This is a genomic window from Variovorax sp. 278MFTsu5.1 (assembly GCF_048305045.1).
Taxonomy (GTDB): Bacteria; Pseudomonadota; Gammaproteobacteria; order Burkholderiales; family Burkholderiaceae_C; genus Variovorax; species Variovorax guangxiensis.
Map to the genome: position 1 here is coordinate 4,903,097 of NZ_CP157622.1, position 25,970 is coordinate 4,929,066.

General features: G+C 68.6%; 24 protein-coding genes and 2 pseudogenes. 14 read left to right on the forward strand and 12 right to left on the reverse strand.

The genetic code is table 11. The features are described from left to right. Positions 1–45: 45 nt before the first annotated feature. On the reverse strand, positions 46–849 hold the full coding sequence (locus ABL844_RS22770) for a DUF1295 domain-containing protein (RefSeq protein WP_418129021.1): 804 nt from the start codon (positions 847–849) through the stop codon (positions 46–48). A 240-nt stretch (positions 850–1,089) separates the two neighbouring features. On the opposite strand from ABL844_RS22770, the gene ABL844_RS22775 reads away from it, so the two are divergent. From ABL844_RS22775 to ABL844_RS22785, 3 genes are all read left to right on the forward strand, one after another. Then, a complete protein-coding gene (locus ABL844_RS22775; protein ID WP_184641609.1) occupies positions 1,090–1,446 on the forward strand; it encodes a hypothetical protein in 357 nt (118 codons plus the stop codon). Positions 1,447–1,631: 185 nt separating this feature from the next. Then, positions 1,632–1,931, forward strand: a complete 300-nt coding sequence (locus tag ABL844_RS22780) for a hypothetical protein (protein ID WP_418129022.1) — start codon at positions 1,632–1,634, stop codon at positions 1,929–1,931. 102 nt (positions 1,932–2,033) lie between these two features. Further along, the gene (locus ABL844_RS22785) at positions 2,034–2,960 is read left to right on the forward strand and encodes an alpha/beta hydrolase (protein ID WP_418129023.1); all 927 of its coding nucleotides are present in this window, start codon (positions 2,034–2,036) and stop codon (positions 2,958–2,960) included. Between the two features lie 216 nt (positions 2,961–3,176). Here the strand turns inward: ABL844_RS22785 and ABL844_RS22790 are convergent, their stop codons facing one another. Next, positions 3,177–4,163 (reverse strand): JmjC domain-containing protein, encoded by a 987-nt coding sequence (locus ABL844_RS22790; protein ID WP_418129024.1) that lies wholly within the window; start codon positions 4,161–4,163, stop codon positions 3,177–3,179. Positions 4,164–4,509: 346 nt separating this feature from the next. Beyond that, entirely contained in the window at positions 4,510–5,544 is a 1,035-nt protein-coding gene (locus ABL844_RS22795; RefSeq protein ID WP_418121863.1) for a diguanylate cyclase, read from the reverse strand. Between the two features lie 152 nt (positions 5,545–5,696). Here ABL844_RS22795 and ABL844_RS22800 point away from each other — a divergent pair, with 152 nt between their 5' ends. Beyond that, entirely contained in the window at positions 5,697–6,071 is a 375-nt protein-coding gene (locus ABL844_RS22800; RefSeq protein ID WP_418117291.1) for a VOC family protein, read from the forward strand. A gap of 9 nt (positions 6,072–6,080) precedes the next feature. On the opposite strand, the gene ABL844_RS22805 is transcribed toward ABL844_RS22800, so the two are convergent. From ABL844_RS22805 to ABL844_RS22825, 5 genes and pseudogenes are all read right to left on the reverse strand, one after another. Next, entirely contained in the window at positions 6,081–6,569 is a 489-nt protein-coding gene (locus tag ABL844_RS22805) for a nucleoside deaminase (RefSeq protein ID WP_126024456.1), read from the reverse strand. 21 nt (positions 6,570–6,590) lie between these two features. Further along, positions 6,591–6,926 carry a hydroxyisourate hydrolase gene (uraH, locus tag ABL844_RS22810; protein WP_418129025.1) on the reverse strand — a complete coding sequence of 112 codons (336 nt, stop codon included), beginning with the start codon at positions 6,924–6,926 and terminating at the stop codon, positions 6,591–6,593. A gap of 28 nt (positions 6,927–6,954) precedes the next feature. Next, a pseudogene (locus ABL844_RS22815) lies at positions 6,955–7,474 on the reverse strand (hydroxyisourate hydrolase). Between the two features lie 119 nt (positions 7,475–7,593). Then, on the reverse strand, positions 7,594–8,121 hold the full coding sequence (gene uraD / locus ABL844_RS22820) for a 2-oxo-4-hydroxy-4-carboxy-5-ureidoimidazoline decarboxylase (protein WP_418129026.1): 528 nt from the start codon (positions 8,119–8,121) through the stop codon (positions 7,594–7,596). Between the two features lie 13 nt (positions 8,122–8,134). Continuing rightward, the gene (locus ABL844_RS22825; protein ID WP_126024452.1) at positions 8,135–9,463 is read right to left on the reverse strand and encodes an MFS transporter; all 1,329 of its coding nucleotides are present in this window, start codon (positions 9,461–9,463) and stop codon (positions 8,135–8,137) included. A gap of 187 nt (positions 9,464–9,650) precedes the next feature. Here ABL844_RS22825 and ABL844_RS22830 point away from each other — a divergent pair, with 187 nt between their 5' ends. Continuing rightward, a complete protein-coding gene (locus ABL844_RS22830) occupies positions 9,651–10,613 on the forward strand; it encodes a LysR substrate-binding domain-containing protein (protein WP_126024451.1) in 963 nt (320 codons plus the stop codon). On the opposite strand, the gene ABL844_RS22835 is transcribed toward ABL844_RS22830, so the two are convergent. After that, positions 10,610–11,530 carry a LysR family transcriptional regulator gene (locus ABL844_RS22835; RefSeq protein ID WP_418129027.1) on the reverse strand — a complete coding sequence of 307 codons (921 nt, stop codon included), beginning with the start codon at positions 11,528–11,530 and terminating at the stop codon, positions 10,610–10,612. The genes ABL844_RS22830 and ABL844_RS22835 overlap by 4 nt on opposite strands. Positions 11,531–11,669: 139 nt before the next feature. Here ABL844_RS22835 and ABL844_RS22840 point away from each other — a divergent pair, with 139 nt between their 5' ends. After that, positions 11,670–13,082: an MFS transporter gene (locus tag ABL844_RS22840; RefSeq protein WP_418129028.1), complete on the forward strand. Its 1,413-nt coding sequence runs from the start codon at positions 11,670–11,672 to the stop codon at positions 13,080–13,082. Positions 13,083–13,092: 10 nt separating this feature from the next. Here ABL844_RS22840 and ABL844_RS22845 read toward each other — a convergent pair whose 3' ends face one another. Then, positions 13,093–13,701, reverse strand: coding sequence for a trimeric intracellular cation channel family protein (locus ABL844_RS22845; RefSeq protein ID WP_126024448.1), 609 nt, complete (start codon positions 13,699–13,701; stop codon positions 13,093–13,095). Positions 13,702–14,376: 675 nt separating this feature from the next. Here ABL844_RS22845 and ABL844_RS22850 point away from each other — a divergent pair. From ABL844_RS22850 to ABL844_RS22875, 6 genes are all read left to right on the forward strand, one after another. Then, entirely contained in the window at positions 14,377–15,723 is a 1,347-nt protein-coding gene (locus ABL844_RS22850) for an EAL domain-containing protein (protein WP_418129030.1), read from the forward strand. Beyond that, complete coding sequence (locus ABL844_RS22855) at positions 15,720–16,001, forward strand: hypothetical protein (protein WP_418129031.1); 282 nt, start codon at positions 15,720–15,722, stop codon at positions 15,999–16,001. Before ABL844_RS22850 ends, ABL844_RS22855 begins: the two co-directional genes overlap by 4 nt. Positions 16,002–16,057: 56 nt before the next feature. Beyond that, positions 16,058–16,642, forward strand: a complete 585-nt coding sequence (locus tag ABL844_RS22860) for a hypothetical protein (protein WP_418129032.1) — start codon at positions 16,058–16,060, stop codon at positions 16,640–16,642. Between the two features lie 28 nt (positions 16,643–16,670). After that, positions 16,671–18,089 carry a CsgG/HfaB family protein gene (locus ABL844_RS22865; protein ID WP_418129033.1) on the forward strand — a complete coding sequence of 473 codons (1,419 nt, stop codon included), beginning with the start codon at positions 16,671–16,673 and terminating at the stop codon, positions 18,087–18,089. Positions 18,090–18,196: 107 nt separating this feature from the next. After that, positions 18,197–22,930 (forward strand): beta strand repeat-containing protein, encoded by a 4,734-nt coding sequence (locus ABL844_RS22870; protein WP_418129035.1) that lies wholly within the window; start codon positions 18,197–18,199, stop codon positions 22,928–22,930. A gap of 86 nt (positions 22,931–23,016) precedes the next feature. After that, positions 23,017–23,799 (forward strand): Crp/Fnr family transcriptional regulator, encoded by a 783-nt coding sequence (locus ABL844_RS22875; RefSeq protein ID WP_126024442.1) that lies wholly within the window; start codon positions 23,017–23,019, stop codon positions 23,797–23,799. 41 nt (positions 23,800–23,840) lie between these two features. Here the strand turns inward: ABL844_RS22875 and ABL844_RS22880 are convergent, their stop codons facing one another. Both ABL844_RS22880 and ABL844_RS22885 read right to left on the reverse strand, forming a co-directional pair. Further along, positions 23,841–24,599: a Crp/Fnr family transcriptional regulator gene (locus ABL844_RS22880; RefSeq protein WP_418131939.1), complete on the reverse strand. Its 759-nt coding sequence runs from the start codon at positions 24,597–24,599 to the stop codon at positions 23,841–23,843. Between the two features lie 12 nt (positions 24,600–24,611). Then, positions 24,612–24,767 (reverse strand): annotated as a pseudogene (locus tag ABL844_RS22885) (helix-turn-helix domain-containing protein); the annotation flags it as partial. Positions 24,768–25,069: 302 nt separating this feature from the next. Here ABL844_RS22885 and ABL844_RS22890 point away from each other — a divergent pair. Then, entirely contained in the window at positions 25,070–25,528 is a 459-nt protein-coding gene (locus ABL844_RS22890) for a response regulator transcription factor (protein ID WP_418131940.1), read from the forward strand. A gap of 106 nt (positions 25,529–25,634) precedes the next feature. Continuing rightward, the gene (locus ABL844_RS22895) at positions 25,635–25,925 is read left to right on the forward strand and encodes a DUF1330 domain-containing protein (RefSeq protein ID WP_126024439.1); all 291 of its coding nucleotides are present in this window, start codon (positions 25,635–25,637) and stop codon (positions 25,923–25,925) included. Positions 25,926–25,970 lie beyond the last annotated feature (45 nt).

The window sequence follows — 25,970 nt, forward strand, 5'->3', positions numbered from 1 at the left end:
TTCACCGCGGCCATGGTGCCACCGCCAGGCAGCCAAGGCCACCGGCTAATGCTTCGAGCGATCGCCGCGCACCGGCCCCGGCACGAAGGCGTTGGTGCGCGCCATGTAGTCGAGATAGGCGGGGCGGCGCTCGCCGATGTCGCTTTCGAGCATGCGCACACCCGAGACCTTCAGCAGCAGCCAGGTCATGAGCAGTGGCGACACGATGCTCCACGTCCCGCCCCACCCCGCGCCGCCGATGGCCATGAGCCAGATGCCCCACCATGTGCAGGCCTCGCCGAAGTAGTTGGGATGCCGCGTGTAGCGCCACAGGCCGCGGTCCATCACCTGGCCACGGTTCGCGGGGTCGGCCTTGAAGCGCGCCATCTGCGCGTCGCCGATGGCTTCGAAGAGGATGCCGAAGAGCGCCAGCGCACCGCCGACCGAATCGAGCGGACCGAGCGGCCGCGCCGCCGCCATGCCCGGAAGGAAAGGCGCCGACACGATCCAAGCCAGCACCGCCTGCAGCGCGAACACCAGATACAGGCTCCTGAAGCCGAAGTTCGGCTGGTTGCGCGCGCGTATCGCCTGGTATCGGCGGTCTTCGCCATGCCCCCAGTTGCGCCACGTGACGTAGATGCACAGCCGCAGCGCCCAAGCGGTGCCCAGTACCGCCATGCACAGTCCGCGCGCGGTCTGCGCGGGCAGCAGCAGGAAGTACACGAGGCCGGCACCCGCAATGAAGACCGACCACATCCGGTCGACGAGGCTCGCGTCATGCCGTGCGAGGCTCACGGCCCAGGTCGGCAGCGCCAGCGATGCGGTCCACGCCAGGCCCGCAAGAGCGACCACGGTCATGCCGCTGCTCATGCGCGGCACTCGAAGAGATGGCGGCCTACCGGGCGGCGCTTCCGGTGGTCGAAGCAGGAGAACGGCAGCAGCCCCTTCAAGGCCCGGCGGATGGCGAATGCGATGTCCTGCGGCATGTGCGTCTGGTCTTTCCTCTGGGGACACGCGCGGGGGCGTGCATGGACAGGTGTACGCGGCGAATCGGGTTTTGGATGAGCCTCGGCTAAAGTCGGCCACGACCTTACCCACATCCCCGAAGACATGCGTGACGTTCTCTACTACTCGTTGATGCTCCTGCTGGGCTTCGCCTGGTACAGGTTCGGGCAAAACCTGCTGCGCAAGGGCAACCGCGACGAGAACGGCGAGCTCACCAAGGGAATCGTGGGGCCCGTGGGCTTCCTGATGGCTGGCGGCATCGCCTGCTACCTCTTCTTCGGCGTGCTGCGCGCGCTGGTCCGGGCAGAGGTGCCATGCATCGGCAAGGGCTGTGCGGGACAGCTCTACACCCTGGCGGCCAATCCCGGCGAATTCTGGGCCAACGTGCTCTTCATGGTGTGGATGGTGCTCGCCCTGGGTTATGCGCTGTACGTGACGCTCAGGATCTGGTTCAGGGCCTAGGGCGCGATTGCCGGTGCGCCATCGGTCGAACGGGTCACCTGCGTGACCTCGCACCGACACCGGCTACGGCGGCTACCCCAGCTGAAAGGGCGGTAACATTTCTGCGTGCTCCGCCGCCCCACCCTGGTCGGACCACCATGAGAACAGCAGGAACTCCGGGGTGTCACCGCAAATGGAGCCCCCTGATGTGGAGCATCCTGGCCGATCTTTTCGTCGGCATCTTCGATTTCGTTGCCGACGTCTTCCTGTTCCGGCGTCTGCGCCACAAGCGCGGCCACCGTGACCGCAGCCTTGCCGAAGACACGCTGGCGGTCGCCCGGTTCGACTTCGTCACCCTCGTTTTCATCGGCCTGGTCTGCGCCGGATTGATGCTGCTCCTGGCACTCGGATTCGGCTTGCCGGCCGGCTGGAGCGTCGGGATCGGTCTCGCCGTCGGCGTCGTGTGGGGAATGTGGCGATATTTCCGGCTGGTTCGCGAGCGATGAGCGGGGCCGGCGCCCGGCTTGAACCAAATATCGTTGGCTCGCTGCGCAACAAAGCCTCAGAATGCGTCGCGCCTATCTGGTCCTCGACAGTGGAGCTCCGACATGAAGAATCGCCTTGCGCTGGTATTGGCCCTGTTGATTGCCGTGCTGTGCACAGCCAATGCCGGAGCACAACCGGCCTTCCCGAGCAGCTTCAAGACCCGGACCGTCACCCTGGCGGATGGCGCGAGCATCTTTGTCCGCTCCGGCGGTGCCGGCCCCGCCGTGGTGCTCATCCACGGGTTCGGCGACACGGGCGACATGTGGGCCCCGCTGGCGCAAGAGCTCGCGAAGACGCACCTGGTGATCGTGCCGGACCTCCGCGGCATGGGGAAATCGTCGAAGGCCACCAGTGGCTACGACAAGAAGTCGCAGGCTGCCGACATACGCGCGGTCGTGACTGCCCTGAAGCAGGACCAGACCGCCGTCGTCGGGCATGACATCGGCACGATGGTCGCCTATGCATATGCGGCCAGCTACCCCGACAAGGTCGACAAGCTCGTCGTGATGGACGCGCCCGTGCCCGGCGTCGCGCCATGGGACCAGATCATCCTGTGGCCCGCGTTGTGGCACTTCAACGCCGGCGGCCGCGATTTCGAGCGACTGGTCGCCGGCAGGGAGCGCATCTATCTCGACCGGTTCTGGAACGAGTTTGCCGGCACGCCTTCGAAGATCGACGAGGCGACGCGGCGGCACTACGCCAAGCTCTATGCTCAGCCGGGCGCGATGCGCGCCGCCTTCGCGCAATTCAACACCATCGCCAGCAACGACGTTGCCGACAACATCGCGTTCTCCAAGACCAGGCTCGCCATGCCGGTGCTCGCCATTGGCGGAGAGAAGTCCTTCGGTGACAACATGGCGATCGTCATGCGCAATGCGGCAACCAATGTGCGCGGAGAAGTCGTGCCGGGTGCAGGACACTGGTTGATGGAAGAGAGTACCGGCGTTACGGTCGGGTTGATCAGCAAATTCCTGGCCGCTTCGCAGTAGCGCCGTCTGCGCCCCCCTGCTGATGGACGCCGGCTTCAGAGAAGAGACGACACCACCTCGCGGCAGGTGCGGAACATCCTGCGGGGCCTCAGGTCGTCGATACGCTGACCCTCGCCGTACTGACGCGGCTGGCCGGCGAGTGGCGGATCAAGGCGCTCGAGAACGTGACGCTGGCGAATCCCGCACGGGGGAAGCGGTGCCGCGACCGACACAGGCTCAGTAGGACCCCGGCGGCGGCGTGTGCCTCATTCGCCGCGACGTGGCCATGCTGATGAAGCGCGCACGCGCAGCGCCGAGCCGGGCACGGCCGGCACCGACGAAACCGCCGATGGCCGACTTCACCGCATCCGCTACCGGCGACTCCCGCGGGTATGAGGGCGACAGGCCGCACTTGCGCATCAGCCGGTTCACCTGGTGGATGCGGGCCACCTCGCGCGTGGCGGCGGTGTAGAAGGTCACGCCGATCGAGATCGACAGGCGACCGCCGGCGCCGGTCCCGCCGACCTCCGAGCGGGTCATGTGGGGCGAGGTGCTGGGGAAGTAGATGGCATCGCCCGGCCGCGCGTCGAACTCCAGCCCCAGCGGCATGAACGCTTCGCTGAAGCGCACCTTCTTCAGCGACTGCGTGACGATGAAATCCTCCACGGCGTCGGCCGGCACGATGCTGCGGTCGCGGTGATCCCACACGTTGAGGATCTTGTGCCCATGCAGCTGCAGCCAGAAGTTGTTCTCGCGGTCGATGTGAAAGGGCGTGACGGAAGGCGGCGCCGAGAAGAAGACGAAGCCGTTCACCCTGAAGATGTCCGGCTGCTCGCGCTCCACGAGCGCGCGCATGGAGTTCACCACCGACATCAGCAAGGCCTGGTAGCGGGGAACGACTTCGATGTTGTAGAAGGCGCACGACGAGCCCGGCTCCTCCATGCGCTCGAAGAACTCGTCGATGCTGCGCCCGCCCGGCGGCCTGCCCTCGTGCGAAAGCGCCGAGGAAATCGTTCTCTTCGGGTCCATGAACCTGCACTGGTCCACCTTCGAGAGCTCCATGCCGAGCTTCACGAGTTCGGGCACCTGGAACAGCGGATGCTCGTGGAAGTTGTGGTGCATCGGCGTGATGCGCTGGGTCGAGAAACCCTCGGGGTCGTCGGTCCAGACCCGATATGTCGCCGGCCCCGAAGTCCCGACGGAATTCATGCTGGTCAAGCGCATGGCAGCACCTCCGGAACGCTTTCCGGACTCCAGCCCCCGAACGAAGGCGAGGCCGCAGCCCACGAGCAGAAGCAGTACTTTGGAGTTCAATACTGGAGCGGGTTTATGAACACTCCCTGACCACTCCCATGCGCTTTCGCAGGCTTCATCCACAGCCGTAAAAAGGAGGTCCCGTGGTTCTTCGCGCCGTTGCCTGCGCCAGGGCATCGCCATCGAAATCGACGGCTGCGCGCGCGACGGCTCCAGCATCTTCACCAGGTTCGATGCCGCATCGCGAGGCCCTTCCCCCGGGCTGCGCGCCGCCCCCGCCGCGAGCCGGGGCGGCGACGGCGCCTGGCTGCGCCACTCAGGCCGAAGCCGTTTCCCGGTGGTTCGCCACGGCGCGGCGCCCGCGCTTGACGGAGTACATGGCCTCGTCGGCCAGCCGCAGCGCCTGCGCCGCGGAGGTGGTGCGCGGGTCGATGGCGACCACGCCGACGCTCGCGCCGCGGTAGTCGAGCGTGGCGCCCTGCAGCCGCAGTTCGCCCACGGTGCTTTCGCCCAGCCGCTCGGCGAGCGAACGCGCCGCGGCGTTCGGCGCCTGGTCGAAGGCCGGGCCGGCGCCGATCACCACGAACTCGTCGCCGCCGTTGCGCGCCAGCATGTCGCCCGCGCGCAGCGAGGCCGACATGCGGGCGGTCATGGCGACGAGAAACTCGTCGCCGATGTCGTGGCCGTGGGTGTCGTTGATCTTCTTGAAGCCGTCCATGTCTATGAAGCCGACCAGCACGCTGGTGCCGTCGCGCTCGGCCTGCGCCATCAGCCTGCGCAGGCCGTCGACGAGCGTGCGGCGGTTCGGCAGGCCCGTGAGCGCGTCGGTGGAAGCGAGGGTGACGACTTCGGCATGGGCCTTCTCCAGCTTCCTGTAGAGCAGCTCGCGCTCCACCTGCTGGCCGATCAGCCGCGCGAACAGCTGCAGCACGGGCTCGGCATGCGGCGCCAGGGGCTGCTGCGTCGAGCTCGCGGCGCACAGGGTGCCGAACAGGTCGCCGCCCTCGGTCTTGACCGGCGTGCTTACGTACGTCTGGATGCCGAGCTCCTTTGCCGCGTCGGAATCGCCCCAGCAGCTGGCGACGTCGCCGGTGTAGGTGCGGCCCTCTTCCATGGCGCGCTTGCAAAGCGTGTCGGCCCAAGGCACGGTGAGGCCCTCTGGAATGCTCAGCTGCCGCACATTGCGCGAGAAGAGGATGTGCTGCTGTCCCTTGTCGAGGTCGATGGTGGTGAGGTAGGTCGACTCCAGCCCGGTCACCGCGCCGAGCATCTCGAGCATCGGACGGGTCAGGTCTTCCAGCGTCCGGGCCGAAGCCACCGAGTCGGAGAGTTGTTCGATCAGAGATTCCATGGCCGGCATTTTGACGGCGAAGCGGCCCCGGCAGCGGTTCCCCCGTCGCCAGGAGGCTTTCGGGCCGCGTCGCGCCCCCGGAATCACGGGTTTATGCTTGCGCCGGCCTCGGGCCGCCCGGCCTCCACAGATCTTGAAACAACAGGAAACTCATGTTTGACCATGTCAAATTCGGCGTGAGCGACTACGCGGCGAGCAAGGCGTTTTTCCTAAGGGCGCTCGAACCGCTCGGCGTGGCCGTCGTTTCCGAAGGCGTGCCGAGCTACGGCGTCGAACTCGCCTCGAAGAGCAAAGCCTCGCTGTGCCTGTTCCAGACCGAAGAGAAGCCGGCGCACCTTCACCTCGCGTTCAAGGCCGAGACCCGCCAGCAGGTCGACGCGTTTTATCGCGCGGCGCTGGAGGCGGGAGGCAGGGACAACGGACCGCCCGGCCTGCGCCCGCAATACCACGCGAACTACTACGCGGCCTTCGTCATCGGCCCGGACGGGCACAACATCGAAGCGGTCTGCAACGAGCCCCAGGCCTGACCCGGGAGCTCAGCGCGTCGCGCGCGACCAGGCCTCGTACAGGTCCTCGCCCTCGTCGCGCACCGGCAGCGCGCGCACGGGCATCTCGCGCTGTTCGATGGGCCGCGCTATCTCCAGGTAGCCGCGCTCGGCCGACAGGTCGTGCGGCTCGCCGTCCTCGTTGGAGTAGGCGTAGTAGACCTCCTTCACTCCCGCCAGGTACATCGCCGTGAGGCACATCGGGCACGGATAGCCGCTGGCGTACACCACGCTGCCCGACAGGTCGGTGCCGCCCTGCGCCTTGGCGGCGATGCGCACGGCCTGCATCTCGGCATGGGCCGTGGGGTCGCACAGGGCATCGACCTCGTTGACGGCATGGGCCAGCACCTTGCCGTTGCGCACCAGCACGGCGCCGAAGGGCCAGGTCCTGCGCTCGCGCACGTTGCGCATGGCCAGGCGGATGGCGTCGACCATGTATTTCTCTGCGTTGGGTTCGGATTGGAGTTGGGGTTGGGTCATCGCTAGGGGCTCCGGCGGCAGTCAGCTGCCGCGATACGTTGAAAAGAACCAGGGCGCGCACAGCATCGGCACGTGGTAGTGCTGCGCGGCGTCGAAGATGGAGAAGCGAACGGGCACCACGTCCGAGAGCCCATCGGCGGCCTTGAAGTGGTCGCCGACGTGGAAGCGCAGTTCGAAGTGGCCGGTGCGCGCGTCCTTGGCCGCGAGCATGGGCGCGTCGGTGCGGCCATCGGCGTTGGTGCGGGTGCTGTTCAGGCGCGCGGGCGGAGTGGTCGCCATGTCGTAGAGCTCCACCTGCAGGCCGGCCAGGGGCCTTCCGTTGGTGATGTCGAGCACGTGGGTCGAGATGCCGGTCATGTCGTGTCCTTTCGTGAATCCGGTGAGCTCAGCTGCCGCGCGAATAGGTGTAGCTCCACGGGCCGAACTGGATCGGCAGGTGGATGCGTTCGGCGACATTGGCCACACGGATGCGCACCGGCAGCCTGGTCAGGAAGGGCGGCATGGGCAGCACAGCCTTCCTGCTGGCGAAGTAGTCGTCCACGTGCAGCAGCAGCTCGTAGTCGCCGGCCTGGTAGCTGTCGCCGATCAGCAGCGGTTCTTCGGAGCGGCCGTTGCCGTTCATGACGACGCTGCGCAGCGGCCTATAGCTGCCGCCTTCCAGCCGCGAAATCGATGCGCAGGCCGGTGGCGGCCGCGCCGTGGAAGGTGTCCAGCGCATGCACCGTCAGGCGCGGGCTCGCGCCATGCAGCACGATGGGGCCGCTGGCCTGGGCCGGGCCGGCCGGCGCGACGTTCGGCTGTTGTTGCGCGAGTGCTCCACGTGCGGTCAGCGCCGCGGCCCCCAGGGCCAACCCCGAGAGCGCGAACTGCCTGCGCGCGGGTTGGGATACGACTTGATTCGCCATGCTGTTGTCTCCTGTCGTTGTTGCCTTTTTCGGGCGATGGAAGGCCTCGCCGGTGCATGGGAATGCACCAGCCGGCGGGAACGGGAACGTGTCGTCGGGAAGAGAGGGGAAAGGCGCCTTCAGCCGTCCAGCAGCGCGTCGATGCGCCCCCGGGTGATGAGCCCGATCTGGTCGAGCGCGGCGCGGTGCTCGGCCTGCGTGCTCGCTTCGGCGCGCGCGCGCATTGCCTCGAAGATCTGCTGCTTGGTGTTGCGGCGCACGGCGATGATGAAGGGGAAGCCGTGGCGCTCGCGGTACGCACGGTTCAGCCGTTGCATTTCGTCCAGCTCTTCGCGGCTGAGCGCGTCGAGCCCGGCGCTGCGCTGCTCGCCGACGGATTCGGTGGTCATCGTGCCGGCCTGGGCTTCGCGGCCGGCCAGTTCGGGGTGGCCGCAGAGGAAAGCGATGCGGCGCTCGTGCGGCGCCTCGCGCACCACGTCGAGCATTGCGGCATGCAGCGCGTCGGTGTCCGCGAAGGGCCTGCGAGCCCACGCGGCCTGCGCGACCCAGGGAGAGTTCTCGAAAGTGGGCCCGACGGCGGCGACGAAGGCGTCGCGGTCCATGGCGTTGAGCGCGGCCAGGTCCAGGCGGGTGGCGGTGAGGGTCATTGGTTGTTCTCTTTCATGACTGCTTGCGATGCGAAGGCACGCAGGCCAGGATCAGCAGGGTGGCGCAGACCTCGACCGCCGCCACCACGTACAGGCCGGGCGAGAGGCTGCCGGTGGATGTCTTGATGAGCCCCAGCATCCAGGGCGCGCCGAAGCCGGCGAGGTTGGCGATGGAGTTGATCAGCGCCACGCCGCCGGCGGCCGCGGTGCCGGCCAGGAAGCGGTTGGGCATCTGCCAGAACACCGGAATGGCGCTCATGGTGCCGACGATGGCCAGCGTGAGCCCAACAAGCACAGCCAGCGCGCTGTGCCCCAGGAAGAGCGCCACGACCAGCAGCGAGGCAGCGCCCAGCGCGGCGGCCAGGGCGCAGTGCCAGCGCGATTCCTGCTGCCTGTCGGAGTGGAAGCCGTTCCAGATCATGCCGGCCGCGCCGCACAGGTAGGCCACGGCCATGATCCAGCCCACCGTCACCGGGCTGGTGAAGCCCACTTCCTTGACCAGCGTGGGGCCGTAGAAGGTCAGCGAGGAATTGGCCGCGATGATGCAGAAGAAGATCAGGATCAGCAGCCAGATGCGCCCGCTCCTGAGCGAAGCCAGCATGCTGTGCTCGCGCTGGCCCAGCGAACGGCCGTCGCGCTCGAGGTCTTCATGCACCAGCTGGCGTTCGCGCGCCGTGAGCCATCGGGCCTGCTCGGGCCTGTCGGTCAGGTAGAAGTACGTGACGAAGCCGGCAATGACCGAGGGAATGCCTTCGAGCAGCAGCACCCACTGCCAGCCCGACCAGCCGTTCACGCCGTGCATGCCGGTCATGATGGCGCCGGCCAGCGGCCCGCCGATCACGCCCGCGAAGGCCGAGGCCGACATGAACATGCCGAAGGCCTTGGCCCGCCGGTCGTTGGGGAACCAGTAGGTCAGGTACAGGATGATGCCGGGGTAGAAACCCGCCTCGAACACGCCCAGCAGGAAGCGCAGGAAATAGAACATCTCCGGCGTCTTCACGAACATCGTGGCGATGGAGGTCAGGCCCCAGCCGATGGTGATGCGCATGATGGTCTTCTTGGCCCCGATGCGCTGCAGCAGCAGGTTGCTGGGCACCTCGAAGAAGAAATAGCCCAGGAAGAAGATGCCCGCGCCCAGGCCGTACATCGCCTCGCTCCACTTGAGCTCGTCGAGCATCGTCAGCTTGATGAAGCCGATGTTGACCCGGTCGATCCAGGCCAGCACCCACAGCAGCATCAGGAAGGGAATGAGCCGCCAGATGATCTTGCGGTAGACCCCGTCCAGCTCGGACGGGGTGTCGGAAGGCCGGGCGGGTGCGGCCGCCGTGGTTGTCGATGTCATGCTTTGTCTCCAGGTCCTTGGTGTGGGGCTTCGCGATCGGCTCCATCGCCGAGAAGGAACGCCGCCTGCCGGGGCACTGTAGGCACAATGGTCCCGCCGCGCGCACGGCGCGCGGAATATGCGGCATAAACCAGAGCGATAGGTCGCGCCCCGCGAGGGTGCGCCATCCGGTCGAACCCCTAGACACATGACGAGAAGCCAGGACCTTGTCGACATCCATCTGCTGCGCGTGCTGGCGGTGCTGGTGGCCGAGCGCAGCGTTTCTCGCGCGGCTGTCCGCATGAACCAGACGCAGCCGGCCGTCAGCGCGGCCCTGCGGCGCCTGCGCGACGCCTTCGGCGATCCGATCCTGGTGCGCGAGCGCGGCGGCATGGTGCCCACCGCCCGCGCGCTGCAGCTGCGCGACAGCGCGCGCGAGGTGCTCGGAGAAATCGACCGCATGCTGGCCGGCCCCGAGCGCTTCGAGCCCGGCTCCAGCACCATGACCTTCACCATCGCCACGCCGGACTACCTGGCCGCGAGCTTCATGGCCGAGGCGGTGGCGCGCTTCCGCGCCGAGGCGCCGCAGGCACGCCTGCTGATCCACCCCCTCACTCCCGGCTACGACTACGAGCGCGCGCTGGCGCAGGGCGAGCTCGACATCGTCATCGGCAACTGGCCGCTGCCGCCGGAGCGCATGCACCTGTCGCTGCTGATCGAGGACGACCTGGTCTGCATGATGAGCCCGACCAATCCGCTGGCCGCGCCGGGCGCGATGACGCTGCAGCGCTACCTGGCGGCCGCCCATGTCGTGCCCACGCCCTTCGCCAAGTCGCACCGCGCGGTCGTCGACAGCCACCTCGCCGGGCTCAGGCAGACCCGCGACGCGCGCGTCTTCGTGCCCTACTACGCAATGGCCCCCTACCTCGTGGCCGAGAGCGACCTCGTCTTCACCACCGCGCGCCACTTCGCCGAGCAGTTCACGCGCAGCCTGCCGGTGGTGAACCTGCCCGCGCCCGAAGGATTTCCGCGCATGCGCTTCTACCAGCTGTGGCACGAGCGCTCGCAGCACCAGGGCGCGCATCGCTGGCTGCGCGGGCTGCTGTCGACGGTGGGTAGGCACCTGGCGCAGTCGGCGCCCGGTGCGACGAGCGAGCCCGCTGCGGACTAGGTCTCGCCTTCCGCAAGGCCCCGGCACAGCTCCAGCACCACGCCGCGCAGCCATCGGTGCGCGGGATCGCGGTCCATGCGCGGATGCCACATCTGCGAGATGGTGATCTGCTCCGTGCGCATGGGCAGCGGGAACGAGCGCAACCTGCTCTGAGCCCTCAGTCGCTCGAGATACGAGGCTGGTACCAAGGCCACGAGATCGGTCGCCGCCGCGATCGACAAGGCAGCACCGAAGCTCGGCACCGTGACCGCGACGTTGCGCGCCAGCCCCATCGCCGCGAGAGCCACGTCCGCCGGCCCTTCCTTGCGGCCGTGGCGCGACATGACCACGTGGTCGCAGGCGGCATAGCGCTCGGGCGTGATCCCGGCCTCGGCCAGCAGCGGGTGGCCTTCGCGCACCGCGGCGATGAAGCGGTCCCGATAGAGCGCCTGGACGCGCACCTCCGGCCCCGCCGAATCGCCCAGCACGCCGACGTCGAGATCGATCAGGCCTTCGCGCAGCGGGCGCACGTCCTTGTCGGGCTTGGGCGCGAAGCGCAGGCGAACGCCGGGCGCCTCCTTCGCGACACGGGCCACCAGCACATGCGCGAAGGCCTCGATGAAGCCGTCGTTGGCCCGTATGGTGAAGAGGCGCTGCAGCGTGCGCGGGTCCAGGCTCGCGTCGGCGGGTTGCAGGACCGCGTGCGACTCCTGCACCAGGTCTCTCACGCGATCGCGCAGCGCCAGCGCATGCGGCGTGGGCACCATCCCGCGCCCGGCGCGCACCAGCAGTTGATCGCCTGTGACCTCCCGCAGCCGCGCCAGCGTGCGGCTCATGGCCGATTCGCTCAGGCCCATGCGCTCGGCGGCCTTCGCCACGTTGCCTTCTGAAAGCAGTGCGTTCAACGCGGTCAGCAGGTTGAGATCGGCGTCTTGCATGCCCGACGCTAGCACAGGCGCGCGGATCCAGGCAGGCGCCGCATGCAGGAACAACCTGCGCGCCACGCTCTGGGCCGGCGCGTCTTCGCGACCTATTCTGGGCCGACGCAATCGAGCGTCTTCCATCAAGGCCACTCCCATGCTTCTCTCACCTTCACTCCGCTCCAGCACTTCTTCCATCGGGACCGAGGCAGCGAACGATGCCGACGGCCTGCCGATGCCCCGGCGCATCGCGGCCGTCGCCGCCATCCTCGGCGCGGGCACCCTGGTGGTGCTCGACGGCGCGATCGCCAACGTGGCGCTGCCGAGCATCTCCCGGCAACTGCAGGCGACGCCTGCCGATGCGGTCTGGATCATCACGGCGTACCAGCTCGCGGTCGTGATGTTCCTGCTGCCTGCTTCCGCCGTCGGCGCGCGACTCGGCTATCACCGAGTGTTCGCCGGCGGCGTCGCGCTGTTCACCGCGGCGTCGGTGCTGTGCGCGCTTTCTCCATCGCTGCCATGGCTGGTCGCCGCGCGATGCCTGCAAGGGCTGGGCGCGGCGGCAGTGATGCCGCTCGGCCTGGCGCTGCTGCGCTTCACCTATCCACGCCGGCTGCTGGCGAGCGCGATAGGCTGGAACGCACTCGCCATTGCGGGCGCCACGGCGGCAGGGCCTTCCATCGGCGCATTCATTCTTTCAGCGGCGAGCTGGCCGTGGCTCTTCGCGGTGAACCTGCCCATCGGCCTCCTCGTGCTCGCCGCTTGCACGAAGCTGCCGCGCCCCGAGTCGACGAAGGACAGCATCGACCTCTGGAGCATCGCGCTCAACGCGATCATGTTCGCCGCCTTCGTGCTCGGCAGCGACCGGCTGCCGTCGAGCCTGCCGCACGGCGGCGCGCTGCTCGGCGTGGCGATCGTCTCGATGGTCCTGCTGGTGCGCCGCGAGATGGCGAAGAAGGCGCCGCTGGTCCCGCTCGACCTGCTGCGCGTGCACTCGTTCCGCATCTCCGTCATCGCTTCGGTCTGCTGCTTCACCGGCCAGATGGCGAGCTACGTGGCACTGCCCTTCTACATCCAGCACGAACTCGGCCAGAACACAACTGCCACCGGCCTGCTGATGACGCCGTGGCCATTGGCGGTGATGCTGGCCGCGCCGCTGTCGGCACGCCTCGCGCAGCGGGTGCCGAGCGCATGGCTCTGCGCGGCGGGAAGCGCGTTTCTCGCAACCGGGCTGGCGCTGTGCGCGCTGTGGCCCATACACGGCGACCCGGCCTTTCCGATCGCGCTCTTCACCAGCCTCGCCGGCTTCGGCTTCGGCCTCTTCCAGACGCCCAACAACCAGAACATGCTGCTCTCGGCGCCCAAGGAACGCAGCGGCGCGGCCGGCGGAGCGCAAGGAACCGCGCGGCTCACCGGGCTGACGCTCGGAAGCCTGGCGATGAGCCTGGTGTTCGGGGTACTGCCTTCGCACAGTGCCGTGCACCTGGGGCTCACGATGGCGGCGCTGGCTGCCCTGGCGGGGAGCGTGGTGAGCCTGCTCAGGAGCCCTGCAAGGCCGCGGCTCTCGTGAACAGGAATCCCTAGGCCGGCAGTTGCAGCAGCGGCAGGTGCCAGCCGCCGTAGATGCCACCCACGCGCAGCGCCACGATCAGCACCACGCCCGCATGGAAGGCCCAGCGCCTGCTCGCTCCCGCGGCCTGGAGCAGCAGATAGGCGGCGATGCCCGCGATGGCGGCAGAACCATAGATGCCGCTGCTCAGCAGCAGCGGAACATGCGCGGTGAACACATCGCGCATCAGGCCGCCGGCTGCACCGGTCATGGTGCCGACCAGTGTCACGATGACCGCCGGCAGCCGCCGCTCTTCGGCGATCTGCGCCCCGGTGATCGCGAAGAGCCCCAGTCCCAGCGCATCGGCCAATGCCAGCGCGTGCTCCGGTATCGGTATGAAGTGCACCCACGCGATGCTCGCCACGGTCGCCGCGAGGATCACGTAGACATGGCGCACGTCACTGATCCAGAACACCGGATGGCGGTTGAGCAGCAGGTCGCGCAGGGTTCCGCCCCCCACCGCGGTGACGGAGGCGATCACCAGCACGCCCAGCCAGTCGAGTCCCGCGCGGCCTGCGGCCAGCACGCCGCTGACCGCGAACACGGCAACGCCGGCGAGATCGAACAGATACAGCAGCATGGCTTCCGCCGATGCGGGTGTCGGCGCCCTGCCTGGCTCTTCTCGCTCGGAATGTTCCATCGGTCGGTGTGAAGAGAAGGTTTGGAAGATCGGTGCCCGGCATTCTGCATGCGAGTGCCGGGCACGTTCCCGAGGACAGGCCGGACCCGCCTTCCAAAGCCCGCTTCCACCCAGAGACTGCGATCTCCGGTGGTCATGTTGACAAATGTGAACTGGCACACATTCGCCGTCCGAAAGCGAATGCGGCCTCCTACTGCAATCCGTAGTATTCATTTTGTTTCACAACTGTCCTACGGAGCTTGCACGTGATGGCCTGCAGACCCTCGTTCCACCGAACGTACGAGCCGCTGAATGCGGTTCGCGGGTCCGCCGCACGAACGCGTGGCCCCGCTGAGCCGAAGGCCACGTCCATGCCGTACACCTAGCCGTTCCCGCGTGCCGCGCCGAAGTTCTCGCGCGAACCGCACGCCCTCTCTCCCGTGACCCGATAGCCGATCGCCGGCACTCCTCGAAGGGGTGCGTGTCGCGTGATGCCTTCGCTCGTCCGGTGATTTCCTGTCTTCCGTCTTGATCCTGCGCCGCGGCGCGGGATGGAGAAGTGCTGCCGCAAGAAGCGCGGCCTCTTTCTTCTCTCTTCACCGGGTTCGAGCAAAAGAAATTCGATCGAGGACGCAAATGGCCGCTCTCTCATCACCGCCCGCCTGGCCTGCAGGCACGCACCGGCCCGCCGCCTGGGCGCAGCGCACGCCCGCAGGAAGCCGCGTTCACGGCGCACATGGCCCGCATGCCGAGCCCGTGGCCCGGAACTCCACCGCGGCTGCGGAACGCATCGCCGCTCGCAGGGCCTGCGCCTTCGTGTTCATCGCGAACCTGCCGCATCTGGTCGAGGCCTACGGGCAGGACTTCGCGTCCGCCACGAGCCTCGAAGTGCAGCGCCGGCTGCGCGCCAACTTCATCTCGCTGCCCTCGTCCGACATGGCCCGGCTGCGTGACGACTGCTTCCTGCTGTGGGAGAACGAGGCATTCGATTGCGCGGCTCACGGCATGCGCGATCGAGGTGACGCGCCGCATGCCTCCCGCCCCATCGAGACGCTGCTCGCGGTGCTCGGCGCCGAGCCCGTGCGGGCCGGCGGCATCGCCGCGCTGGTGCAGCTGCATGCCGACTGGATCGACGTGCGCTCGCCGCAGCAGCTCGGCGCCTCCGAGATCGAGCTCACTCTGTGGACCGCGCAGCCCTTCCCCGACTCGCGCGAGAGCCGAGCCGACGGCTGGCGCCAGCTCTACCGCGCCGACATGGACGTCGCCGTGCGCGTGAGCGAAGCACTGCGCGCCGAAGACCTCTCGTTCTCGTGGCAACCGGTGGTGCACCCGGGCAGCGTGGCGACCACTCTCTACCGCGCCGGCCGTGCGCGCATCGCGCCGAGCCACGGCGAAGCGGCCTCGCTCCTGCCCGAAGTGTTCATGCCCTGCCTGCAGCGACTGGGGCTCACGCGCGCCTTCGATCGCACCGTGATGCGACGCGCCGTGGCCGCGCTGCGGCTGCAGCCTTCGGCGCATATCGGCGTGAGCATCTCGGCGCAGGGCATCCAGGTCGACCACTGGTGGGCCTCGCTGCTCGCGGTGCTCGACAGGGAGCCCGCGCTGGCCTCGCGGCTCGTGATCGAGATCGCGGACAGCGCCGCGCTGCCCGACCTCGAGGCGGCGCACGACTTCTGCGTGCAGCTGCAGCTGCGCGGCTGCCGCATCGCCATCCGCGACTTCGGCAGCGGCACCGACAACCTCGCGGCCGTGCAGGCCTGCGGGCCCGACATCGTGAAGCTCGACGCCGCCCTGCTGCGCCGCGCGCGCGACAACGAGTTCGGCCGGGAATGCCTGCGCGGAATGCTCGCGATGTGCGCGCACTTCGCGCCGCACGTGGTGGTCGACGGCGTGGAGCGCGACGACGACGTGCACATCGCATCGCACGCCGGCGCGCAATGGCTGCAGGGCTACGGCATCGGCCGCGACGGAGGCAGGCCATGAGCATTCCCGCCGACATGCAGCTGCGCCTCGCGCGCCTGAGCACCGACCTGCTGCAGATGCAGCGCGCCGTGCTGGAACTCATGCAGGAGTGCGGCCCGCAGGACCCCGAGGCCAGCGAGCACGACCTCATCGCCGCCGCGCAGTACCGCGCGCTCGAAGCTGCATTGCACGCGCCCGGGGCGGCTTCGCCATCGCGCAACGAAGCAACCGACGAGGGCGGCGAGCTGCTCGCATGGCCCGGCTTTCCCCAACCCGTGCAACGGGCGATGCGCGCATGAGCTTCAGGCGTTCACACCCGGTTCCCGTCTTTCCCATTTCCCTACGCAGGACTCCCATGCCAATCCAATTTGCCCTGGCCCCCAGCGGCGCGTCGCCCTCCTTCGCCGCGCGCTCTCTTTCCTCGAACGCCGCACGCGCCGCGCTGTGCATGCTGCTCGCCGTCGCGGCCGCGTGCGCCTCTGCCAACAACGTCGGCGAGAACAGCGCCTGGCAGTTCCAGACCTCCGCCGACAAGGCCAACCAGGCGGCGGTGCAGGACATGATCCAGCGCAAGAAGGCCGGCTCGTACGGCGCGGCCAACTACACGACCAACAACTACATCGGCAAGCAATACAACTGCGACGTCACCTCGACCGCGCAGGGCAACCAGGGCACCAACAGCACCACCGCCAACTCGCCCGGCACCAGCGGCGCGTCGGCCAACTCCACCGGCAACTCGAGCACGGGCGTCGGCGGCACCGGCACGGTGAGCACGGGCCAGGCCAACAGCGGCGCCGTGGGCTCCGCGGTGATCGGCTCCACCACCAGCAACGTGCAGGGCTGGTCGAGCCAGGCCCTGAACTCCAACCAGACCAACACCGGCAGCCAGAGCGCAAGCATCAGCGGCAGCACGGCCTGCGCCTTCGGCGCACTCAACTGACCACCCAACCGACAGGGAAGAAAAAGGAATGACCGCATTCAAGTCGATCCGCGCGTTGCCGCTCGGAAAAAAAGCCGCATCGCGCGGACTGGTTGCAGCCGCAGCCGTCATGAGCCTGGCCGGCTGCGTCGTCGCGCCGCAGCAGCAGATGGCGCCGAAGGAAGCGCCCGTGGTGCTCGGCCCCGCCGTGCGCGAGAACGTCACGCCCATGGAGGCGGTGCTCGCCTGCTTCGGCGATCACGTGGCGTCCGCGATGACCGCAACGCAGCGCCCGCCCATCGTCATCACCGTGGGCGACGTGAAGGACTACACCGGCAAGTACAGCATCAACGAAGGCAACGCCATCACGCAGGGCGGCGCGCTCATGGTGTATTCGGCGCTGGGCAAGCTCGGCGGCGCGGTGCAGGTGGCCGAGCGCTTCGACCCGGTGATCGCCGAGCGCGAACTCGGCTATGCCGACCGCCGCCAGCTCGGCGACGGCCGCACCCATCAACTCGCGGGCCCGAACGGCGGCCAGACGGTTCCATGGCTGCCGTACTTCGGCGGCTCGATCAACAAGTCCGACTACTTCATCGTCGGCGGCATCACCGAGCTCAACTACAACATCAACTCCGGCGGCGCCGAGATCGGCGTGAACCAGGTGGGCGTGAAGGCGCGCACCTTCAGCCAGTCGGTAGGCATCGACCTGCGCATAGTCGACACCAAGACGCTGATGATCGTGAAGACCATCAGCCTGACGAAGCAGTTCAACGGCTACGAGGTCGGCTTCAACGTCTTCCGCTTCTTCGGCAGCAAGCTCTACGACATCGACGTCGGCGCCAAGGGCCAGGAGCCGGTGCAGATGGGCGTGCGCGCGGCGCTCGAGGAAGGCGTGGTGCGCCTGGTGGCGGCGGTGTCGAAGGTCGACCCGAACCCGTGCCTGGGCATGCGCATGACCGGCGAGCTGGGCCTCACGCCCGCCGAGCAGATGCGCAAGGTGCCCAACCCCCTCGTCGACGCCTCCGGCGCGCCGGTGCAGCAGGGCGAGGCCGTCAACGCGGCCAGCCAGACGGGCGCGAGCCTCACCGGCTCCAGCCTGCAGATTCCCTTCGAGTTCGGCGCCGCGGCGCTCACCGGCGGCACGCTGAACCTCATCGACCAGATCGCCGCGTCGGCGGCCAAGGCCCCCACCGAGGTGGTGCTGGTCGCGCGCGACACCGAGAACTGGGACGCCGGCAAGCGCGACATGCTCACCGACCAGCGCATCGGCGTGGTCACCACCGCACTCGCATCGCGCGGCCTCGCGCCCGGCGGCATCAGCGTCACATGGCGTCCAGACAAGGCCGACACGTCGATCCACCGCGACGGCCCCGGCCTGCAGGAGATCGCCAAGCTCCGCGTCCAGGGCGCGGGGAGGGGTGGGCCGGCCCGTCCGGTCCGTGAGGAGAACGCAACCGGAGGGAAGTAAGTCACCGAGAGGCACCACGAAGTCTTCAATCCCAGGACGACGCGACGTCCGTCATTTCGCTTTTCATCGAACCCAGTCTTTTTTCCAGATTCATCAAAGGAAGAACCATGCAGAAGAACCGCAAGAACCCGCGCGGCCGCGCCAACGGCGCGCCGCTCAGCAGCATCGGCCTGGCCGTGCTGGCCACGCTCGTGGCCGGCGGCGCGCAGGCAGCCGACACGACGGTCTCCACCATTCCCACGGTGGCGGTCAACACCACGGCCTACCAGAGCGTGCAGTCGGTGCAGGACAAGACGCAGCCCGTGACGGCCACGGCTGCCGGCAGCATCATCGACGTCACCACCGCAGGCCCGCAGACCGGCGGCAGCAACACCGTCACGCAGAACAGCGTGAAGGCCGGCGCCACGGCCAATGCGTTCACCAACGCTGTCGACCTGTCGCTCGCGGGCGGCACCGGCCCGGTGCCCGCCGAAGGTGCGGCCTCGCTCGGCGTGCAGACCAACAGCGGCGTGGTCTCCAGCAGCGCCACCGGCAACACGGTGAAGGTCGATCTCGACGGCTTCTCCGGCGGCGGCGCGGCCAACACCGCCAACACCATCTCGGCGAGCACCACCATCAACAGCGGCTCGTCGACCATCTCCGGCACGGTGCCGGTGGACTACGCCTCGACCAGCCCCGGCTCGGTGACGCTGAGCTACTCGCCTGCCGGCTCCAGCAGCGCGGCGCACGGCAGCCTGGTCGCGACCTCGGTGCAGCAGGGCACCGGCGGGGCTTCCTCCGCCTCGGCCAGCGGCAACACGGTGACGCTCACGCTGACCGCCGACGGCGAAAACAGCGTTGCCGCCGCACCGGCGCTCGACGGCAACACGGTATCCGCCACGCTCAAGGGCAACACCGCCAACAGCACCATCAGCGTGCAGTCGGGCGGCGCGCCGGCCTTCACCGGCTCGGCCGTCGTCTCCAACCAGCAGGTGAACCAGTCGGCCACGCCGGTCACGCACTCGGCTTCGGCCAACGGCGACGGTGTGATCGCCTCCATCGGCGGCAACGCCACAGGCGACACCAATACGCTGAAGGGCTCGCTCTCGGTCCAGGGCAACACCATCTCCAGCGCCGCCACGGGCAATGAAGCCCTCGGCGCCACCGCCGGCACGGCCGGCAACCGCATCGTGCTGGCCGACGGCGTGTCGGTCTCAGGCTCGGGCGGCGCGACGGCCAACACCGGCGCCTACAACGGCGGCAGCCTGTCGAGCACGCTCGCGGCCGACCTCGCCGTGTCGAGCAGCCAGGGCAACGTGGGCGTGTCGCTCTCCGCCGCCACGCAGGGTTCGGGCGTCATCGCCGCCGTGCAGTCGGTGGACGGCGGCGCGGTCACCGTAGCGAACAACGCTGCCACCGCCTCGGCCACCGGCAACGCAGCGTCGAACGCGATCCTCAGCGGCAAGGATGCCGCCGCGTTCACCGCGACCGCCGCGCTGGCCAACCAGCAGAGCAACTACAACGGCGGCGTGAGCGCCCTCTCGAGCCTGGGCGTCATCGGCGCGATGACCGGCTCCGAGGATGGCACCAACAACGCCAGCGCCGTCTCGGTCACGGGCAACCGCTCGGCCGCCACCGCCTATGGCAACAACGCCAGCCAGAGCCTCGCGCTCGCGGCCAACACGCTGCCGCTTTCGGGTTCCACCGCCGTGCTGTCGGGCGGCAGCCTGCCCGATGGCAACGTCACCGCATCCGGCGCGGCCACCGTGACGAACCTGCAGGGCAATTACTCGGCACCGGTCTCGGCGCAGACGGTGGGTTCCGTCGTCGGCCTGATGGGCGACTCGCGCGGCACCGGCGGCGACACCATCCACGGCAGCAGCTTCACCGTGGGCGGCAACACGCAGGAAGCGGTGGCCCTGAGCAACAGCGCAGGCAATGCGCTGTCGCTGACCGGCACCACCGTGGGCTCGGGCGCGGGCGTGGCCAACGTGCAGGTGACCGACGGCGGCTCGCCGGTCGGCGCCCTGCTCGCAGGCTCCACCGCCGCGGCCTACCTCGGCACGCACGCCACCGACAGCACCGTGGCGCTCACCAACAACCTGCAGCGCGCCGTGGCCTACGGCAACTCGGCGGCCAACAGCCTGAACGTGACGGCCAACAGCGCCACCGTGGCTCCCTCCGAGGCGCCCGCCTCGGTCGCTGTGCCCGCAGCCGGCTCGGCCGGTGTCACCGCGGCCTACGGCCTGCTGAGCAACCAGACCGCCGCCGGCGCCGTGAGCGCGGTGGCCGACGCCACGGGCTTCCTGCCCGTGGGCGCGCAGGCAGTGCTGATCGAAGGCAACGTCACCCGCAGCAGCGTGTCGAACCAGGGCAACGCCTTCGTCGCCGCCGCCTACGGCAACGACGCAACCAACGCCGCCAAGCTGGCGCTGGGCACCGGAGCCACCGTGGCCGGCGCGGCATCGGTGGGCAACCTCACCAGCGTGCAGAACGCCGCCGGCTCGGTCGTCACGGCGACCGCCTCGGGCGGCAACGTGGTGAACACGGCCATCGAGGACGACGTGGCCGCATCCACGGTCGCGACTTCGGGCAACCAGTTGCAGGCACTGGCCTACGGCAACCGCGCGAGCGGCAACACCCTCGACGTGTCGGGCAACACGCTGGCCACCGTCAGCGCACAGCCGCGCGCCGTGAGCAACGGCGGCACGGCCATCGCCGATGCGGCCTTCAGCGTGCAGAGCGTGCAGAACGCCTCGGGCAGCCTCACTGCCTCCCTGCGCTCCGAAGACGCCCCGGGCGCGACCGCTTCGCAGATCCGCACCCGGATCGGCGGCGACGTGACGGGCTCCAGCGTGGCATCGAACGGCAACGGCGCCAGCGCGGCCGCAACGGCCAACAGCGCCGCCAACGGCCTGACGCTCGCGGGCAACGGCCTGTCGACCTCCAGCGCGGTGCAGAACGTACAGAACAGCAGCGCTTCGGTGCAGGCACTCGCGGGCCAGGCCGGCACGCCGGGCACGCCTGCGTCGCCTGCCACGCCGTTCACGTACAGCGCTCATGTGCTGGACCCCGATGCCCTTGGCGGCAGCACACTCGGCGGCAACACGACCATCACCAGCGGCACGCTGGGCGTACTTCAGTCGAGCCTGACTTCGCAGGAGATCGCCTACCTGACCTCGAACGGTTGGACGGTCGGCACCGGCGCGAACACCGGCCTGCTCACGGCACCGGCGAGCATCCTGGGCACGGTGACCACCGCCACCTACGACAACCTGCGCAACGCACAGTCGGTCCCGTTCGGCGCCACCATCCCCGGCACGTCGGCCGTCGCCGCCATCCCGAACCAGGGTGGCGTCACTGTCGCGGTGGGAGGCAACGTCACGGGTTCGCAGCTCGCGGTCAACGGCAACAGCAGCAGCGCCGCCGTCACCGGCAACAGCGCCACCAACAGCGCCTCGGTCACCGGCAACACCATCGCCTCGGGCGGTGCCGCGACCACGGCCAGCGCGGGCAGCCTTGCGCTCGGTGCGACCGGTGCGCAGGCCGACCACACGGTATCGAACCTGCAGCAGGTCACGGGCGGCGCGACGCTTTCGACCAGCGTCTACGGCACCTACGCCATCGACGCGACCGCCGGCGCGGCCATCTCCGGCTCGACGCTGAGCGTGTCCGACAACAGCCAGCGCGGCAGCGCCGTGGCGAACACGGCCACCAACAGCCTGAGCCTGAGCGGCACCAACGTGTCGAACACCACGGCCCTGTCGTCGGCGCAGTCGGGCAACGCGGCCGTCTCGGCGGCTTCCGACCTGGAGCTGTATGCACCGGGCGCGGTCTCGGCCTCGTCGGTGGACCTGTCGCGCAACAAGAACGTGTCGCTGGGCGTGATCAACGATGTCACCAACACGCTGAGCGTGAAGGCCTCCAACGTGACGCCGGCCGGCGCCACCGCCAACGCGCAGCTGGTGGCCGGCACCGCCACGGGTGACAACGTGCTGAACAACGCGCAGTCGGCCACCACCTCTGTGAGCAGCACCGCGACGACGCGCCTGTACAACCAGGACCAGACGGCCTCGGCCACGACGGGCCTGGCCAACAGCACGGCGACCATCAGCGGCAACAGCACGACCGCCGAAGCCTCGGCCAACCGTGCCGACAACAGCGTGGCGCTCAACGGCGCGGCGGTGCTGGGCGCGAACGCTGGCCTGAACAACACGCAGACCAGCAGCGCGGCCGTGTCGGCCAACGCCTCGACGTCCGCCACGTTCAAGCTCGAAGGCACCTCGCCGGCAACGGCCGCGGCGCTGAACAGCGGCATCACCATCGACGGCAACAGCACCACGGCGCTGGCACGCGGCAACGCAGCCAGCAACGCGCTGAACGTGTCGGCAGGCAGCGGCTACGCCGCGGCATCGCCGGTCGCGGGCAGCTCGGCCGGCGGCGCGATGCAGGCCACGCAGGCCACGGCGGCATTGCTCAACACGCAGGGCAACACGGGTAACGTGACGGCCAGCGCGAGCGGCACGTACCAGGTCGCGCTCAACGGCGTGACCGCCGGCACGGCGCCCGGCATCACGAACGGCACCGCCGCGCTGACGAACAACACCGTCGCCGCGCAGGCCTACGGCAACTCGGCCACCAACGCGGTGACCGTGGCTGCCACGGCGGCCAACCGTCCGACGGTCGCGGTGGGCAACTACCAGACCAACAGCGGCGCCATCACCGCGACCGCCACCGCCGTGAACTACGGCGTGGGCGTGACCGGTGCGGCCGCCGGCAGCACGCTGCGCGCGGCAGGCAACCAGGTGACGGCGACCGCGGTGGGCAACTCCGCCGTGTCGACGATCGCCTCGGCCCGCTGAGCGTCGCCCCCTTGCCCCGGCCGGTGCGCTGCGCGCCCTGCCGGGGCTTTTTCCGCCCGCCTCCGGGCCGGGCATTCGCGCGAACCATGTACCTGCATCCCCTCATCACCAACGTGCCGCCGGCGGAGCGAGCGGCGCTCGTCCAGAGCTGCGAGCTGCGCTCATTCAGGCGCAACGAGATCGTGCTGGAGGCCGACACCTGGACCGACCGCATCTATTGCGTGGCCAGCGGGCTGCTGCGTGTCGTCGCCCACGGCAGGGGCAGCGCGCAGGCCAGCGACGTCACCACCGATTTCATCCGCCAGGACGACTTCTTCCTGAGCCCCTCATTCACCGAAGACCGCTACCAGGCCATGCAGACGCTGGTCGCCGCGCTGCCTTCGGCCGTCTACCTGGTGCCCGTGGCCGCCATCCGCCGCATCTGCGGCGCGCACCCCGAAGTGGCCATCGGCCTGCTCGGGCTTGCGATGAAACGCATGAGCGTCATCCGCAGCCAGCTGCGCCGCATCTCCGCGCTCTCGGCCGAGGACCTGGTGGGGCGCGTGCTGCACCAGCTCACGCTGCTGGCGCCCGCTGGCACTGGCGGCTACGACAAGCGCATCACCCAATCGGTGATCGCCTCTTATTCGGGACTGTCGCGCGAGGTGGTCAACAAGACCATGCGCGACATGGAGAGCCGCGGCCTCGTGCGGCGCGACGAGCACGGCGTGCATGTGCAGCCCGACTTCGCCGCAACCGACTTCGGCGGCCTGCTGCCGCTGGAGCAGAACCTGTCTTCGGTCGAGCCGCGGCAGCACGACCCGATGCTGCCGCCGGAATTCTTCGACCTGCCACGCACGCGGCGCGAAGCCGAACCCGGCAAGGATTGAAAACGTGCGCCCGGCGGCGAATGCGAACGCCGGGCTTTCCTTCAGGCGAAGTCGGTCGTCGCGAAATCGTTGGCGACGTGCACGCCGTCATCGTCGCGGCGCACCAGGCCACGCAGTTCGAAGTCGCGCATGGTCTTGTTGACCACCTCGCGCGACAGTCCCGAATAAGAGGCGATCACCGATTGGGTGATGCGCTTGTCATAGCCTTGCTCGCCCGCCGGGGCGAGCCGCGTGAGCTGCTGCAGCACGCGAAGCACCGAGTCTTCGGCCGTGTGCACGGAGATGCGGTGGACCTGCCCCCGCAGCGTGCTCATGCGCTTCATCGCAAGGCCCAGCAGGCCGAGCGCCACTTCCGGATGTCTCTTGCAGAGGCTGCGCATCTCCCCGACCGGAATCAGGTACACCGACGAAGGCAGTGCGGCAACCAGCGTCTTCTTCGAGCAGTAGCTGTCTTCCTGCATCGACAGATGGAAGAAGAAGTCGTTGGGTCCGATGAACTCCGTGGTCATCTCCGTGTCGCCGCGCTGGTTCAACGAAACCACGCGCAGCAAGCCGCTCGCCACGCAGTAGATCTGGTCGGTCGAATCGCCGGCGGCCAACACGACTTCGTTGCGCTTGTAGGAATGCAGGCGGGTGGACTCGCCGAGCTTGGTGCGCTCCGCCAGCGGCAGACTCGCCATCAGGGGATGTAGGTACATCATCGAATGGTGCTTCCCAAGGCCGCTTCGAGGGAACACACAAACATGGGAGGCCGTGCATCCGATCCGCTCAGGCAGGCTGCGCAAATGTATGCATGACATGCACCGCTGCGCATCGCGACGCAGCAGGCCGCGCTGCTCCATGTCGCGCATGGTCTTGTTGACCACCTCGCGCGACAGGCCCGAGTACGAGGCGATCATCGATTGCGAGATGCGCTTGTCGTAGCCGCCCTCGCGCACGGGCGCCAGTTGCGTGAGATGGTGCAGCACGCCGCGTTAAACAGTACGGCTCCCGCAGCGGGGGCTTTCCAGGCGCCGGCCGCCTGACCAGCATTCGAACCGATGCGCTGCTGGAGCCTGTTCGGGGGCTGCGAGACTCTTTGCACCGGAATGTGATGCGCAGCACATCTGCGCCCCGAAAGCAGGTGCGCGAGGGCAAGGCGATTAATACCATCGACTTCGCTCTCCGGCGCCACGGACAGGACAACGATCCGCCAGCCGCAGGCCAGTGCAGCCTTCCACCACTTTTCATGATGCAGTCCCTCCACGCCCCAGAGGAAATCGCCGTGCCCATGCACCCAGGCCACTCCGCCCACGCCATGGCGGTGGCCGGCGCCCTGTGCGAACTGTTCACCCAGGCCAGCGAAGTTCAGCTGGCGTTCCTGCTGCGCTCCATCGAGACGGGCGACGCACCGGCCGCGGCCCGCGCCGCGCAGGGCATCCTTGGCGCCATCGCGTCTTCGGCGGCCCGATGCGAACCAGCGTCCGACGCCCCCGCCACCCCGCTGTCGTCGCGCGAGCTCAAGGTGCTGTGCATGATCGCGGGCGGCTCGACCAACCGCCAGATCGCGGATGCGACGCATCGCTCCATCAACACCATCGAGGCGCAGGTGAAGAGCATGTACCGCAAGCTCGGCGTGCGTTCGCGCACGCAGGCCGTGCGGGAGGCAATGCAGCGAGGACTGCTGATGTGGCGCGACGAGGGCGCGCCGGTCGCCGTGGTTCGCACGGGGAGTTCAGCGCTCTGCTGAGAAGTCTGCAGGCAGCCACGCCCGCTCTCTCGCAACGGCCCTTTCAAGCGGAGGGCAAACAGGCAAGCTATATTGCCCGCTCCCAACCAAGACGAGAGAAGCCGACATGGCAAAAGCCTACTGGGTCAGCGCATACCGCGCCATCAAGAACGCCGACAAGCTCGCGGCATACGCAAAGCTGGCAGCCCCGGCAATCACCGCAGGCGGGGGCCGCTTCCTGGCACGCGGCCTGCCCACGAAGGTCTACGAGTACGGCCTGTCGGAGCGCACCGTTCTGATCGAATTCGACAGCATCGAGCAGGCCACGGCCACGCATGACAGCCCTGAATACCAGGCGGCGCTTGCTGCGCTGGGTGATGGCGCCGAGCGGGATCTGCGGGTTGTCGAGGGACTCTGATCGGCCTCTGAGTTGCTGAAGTCTTGAGGGCGTCGAGTACGCCCT

Bases quoted from the DNA above. Each gene is read 5' to 3' on its own strand.
- ABL844_RS22780 (WP_418129022.1), top strand. From the start codon at position 1,632: ATGTGGAGCATCCTGGCCGATCTTTTCGTCGGCATCTTCGATTTCGTT.
- ABL844_RS22860 (WP_418129032.1), top strand. From the start codon at position 16,058: ATGCCAATCCAATTTGCCCTGGCCCCCAGCGGCGCGTCGCCCTCCTTC.
- ABL844_RS22870 (WP_418129035.1), top strand. From the start codon at position 18,197: ATGCAGAAGAACCGCAAGAACCCGCGCGGCCGCGCCAACGGCGCGCCG.
- ABL844_RS22790 (WP_418129024.1), bottom strand. From the start codon at position 4,163: ATGCGCTTGACCAGCATGAATTCCGTCGGGACTTCGGGGCCGGCGACA.
- ABL844_RS22775 (WP_184641609.1), top strand. From the start codon at position 1,090: ATGCGTGACGTTCTCTACTACTCGTTGATGCTCCTGCTGGGCTTCGCC.
- uraD (WP_418129026.1), bottom strand. From the start codon at position 8,121: ATGACCCTCACCGCCACCCGCCTGGACCTGGCCGCGCTCAACGCCATG.
- ABL844_RS22845 (WP_126024448.1), bottom strand. From the start codon at position 13,701: ATGCTGCTGTATCTGTTCGATCTCGCCGGCGTTGCCGTGTTCGCGGTC.
- ABL844_RS22835 (WP_418129027.1), bottom strand. From the start codon at position 11,530: ATGCAAGACGCCGATCTCAACCTGCTGACCGCGTTGAACGCACTGCTT.
- ABL844_RS22840 (WP_418129028.1), top strand. From the start codon at position 11,670: ATGCTTCTCTCACCTTCACTCCGCTCCAGCACTTCTTCCATCGGGACC.
- ABL844_RS22800 (WP_418117291.1), top strand. From the start codon at position 5,697: ATGTTTGACCATGTCAAATTCGGCGTGAGCGACTACGCGGCGAGCAAG.
- ABL844_RS22770 (WP_418129021.1), bottom strand. From the start codon at position 849: ATGAGCAGCGGCATGACCGTGGTCGCTCTTGCGGGCCTGGCGTGGACC.
- ABL844_RS22795 (WP_418121863.1), bottom strand. From the start codon at position 5,544: ATGGAATCTCTGATCGAACAACTCTCCGACTCGGTGGCTTCGGCCCGG.
- ABL844_RS22865 (WP_418129033.1), top strand. From the start codon at position 16,671: ATGACCGCATTCAAGTCGATCCGCGCGTTGCCGCTCGGAAAAAAAGCC.
- uraH (WP_418129025.1), bottom strand. From the start codon at position 6,926: ATGACCGGCATCTCGACCCACGTGCTCGACATCACCAACGGAAGGCCC.
- ABL844_RS22890 (WP_418131940.1), top strand. From the start codon at position 25,070: ATGCACCCAGGCCACTCCGCCCACGCCATGGCGGTGGCCGGCGCCCTG.
- ABL844_RS22805 (WP_126024456.1), bottom strand. From the start codon at position 6,569: ATGACCCAACCCCAACTCCAATCCGAACCCAACGCAGAGAAATACATG.
- ABL844_RS22850 (WP_418129030.1), top strand. From the start codon at position 14,377: ATGGCCGCTCTCTCATCACCGCCCGCCTGGCCTGCAGGCACGCACCGG.
- ABL844_RS22875 (WP_126024442.1), top strand. From the start codon at position 23,017: ATGTACCTGCATCCCCTCATCACCAACGTGCCGCCGGCGGAGCGAGCG.
- ABL844_RS22895 (WP_126024439.1), top strand. From the start codon at position 25,635: ATGGCAAAAGCCTACTGGGTCAGCGCATACCGCGCCATCAAGAACGCC.
- ABL844_RS22830 (WP_126024451.1), top strand. From the start codon at position 9,651: ATGACGAGAAGCCAGGACCTTGTCGACATCCATCTGCTGCGCGTGCTG.
- ABL844_RS22855 (WP_418129031.1), top strand. From the start codon at position 15,720: ATGAGCATTCCCGCCGACATGCAGCTGCGCCTCGCGCGCCTGAGCACC.
- ABL844_RS22880 (WP_418131939.1), bottom strand. From the start codon at position 24,599: ATGTCATGCATACATTTGCGCAGCCTGCCTGAGCGGATCGGATGCACG.
- ABL844_RS22825 (WP_126024452.1), bottom strand. From the start codon at position 9,463: ATGACATCGACAACCACGGCGGCCGCACCCGCCCGGCCTTCCGACACC.
- ABL844_RS22785 (WP_418129023.1), top strand. From the start codon at position 2,034: ATGAAGAATCGCCTTGCGCTGGTATTGGCCCTGTTGATTGCCGTGCTG.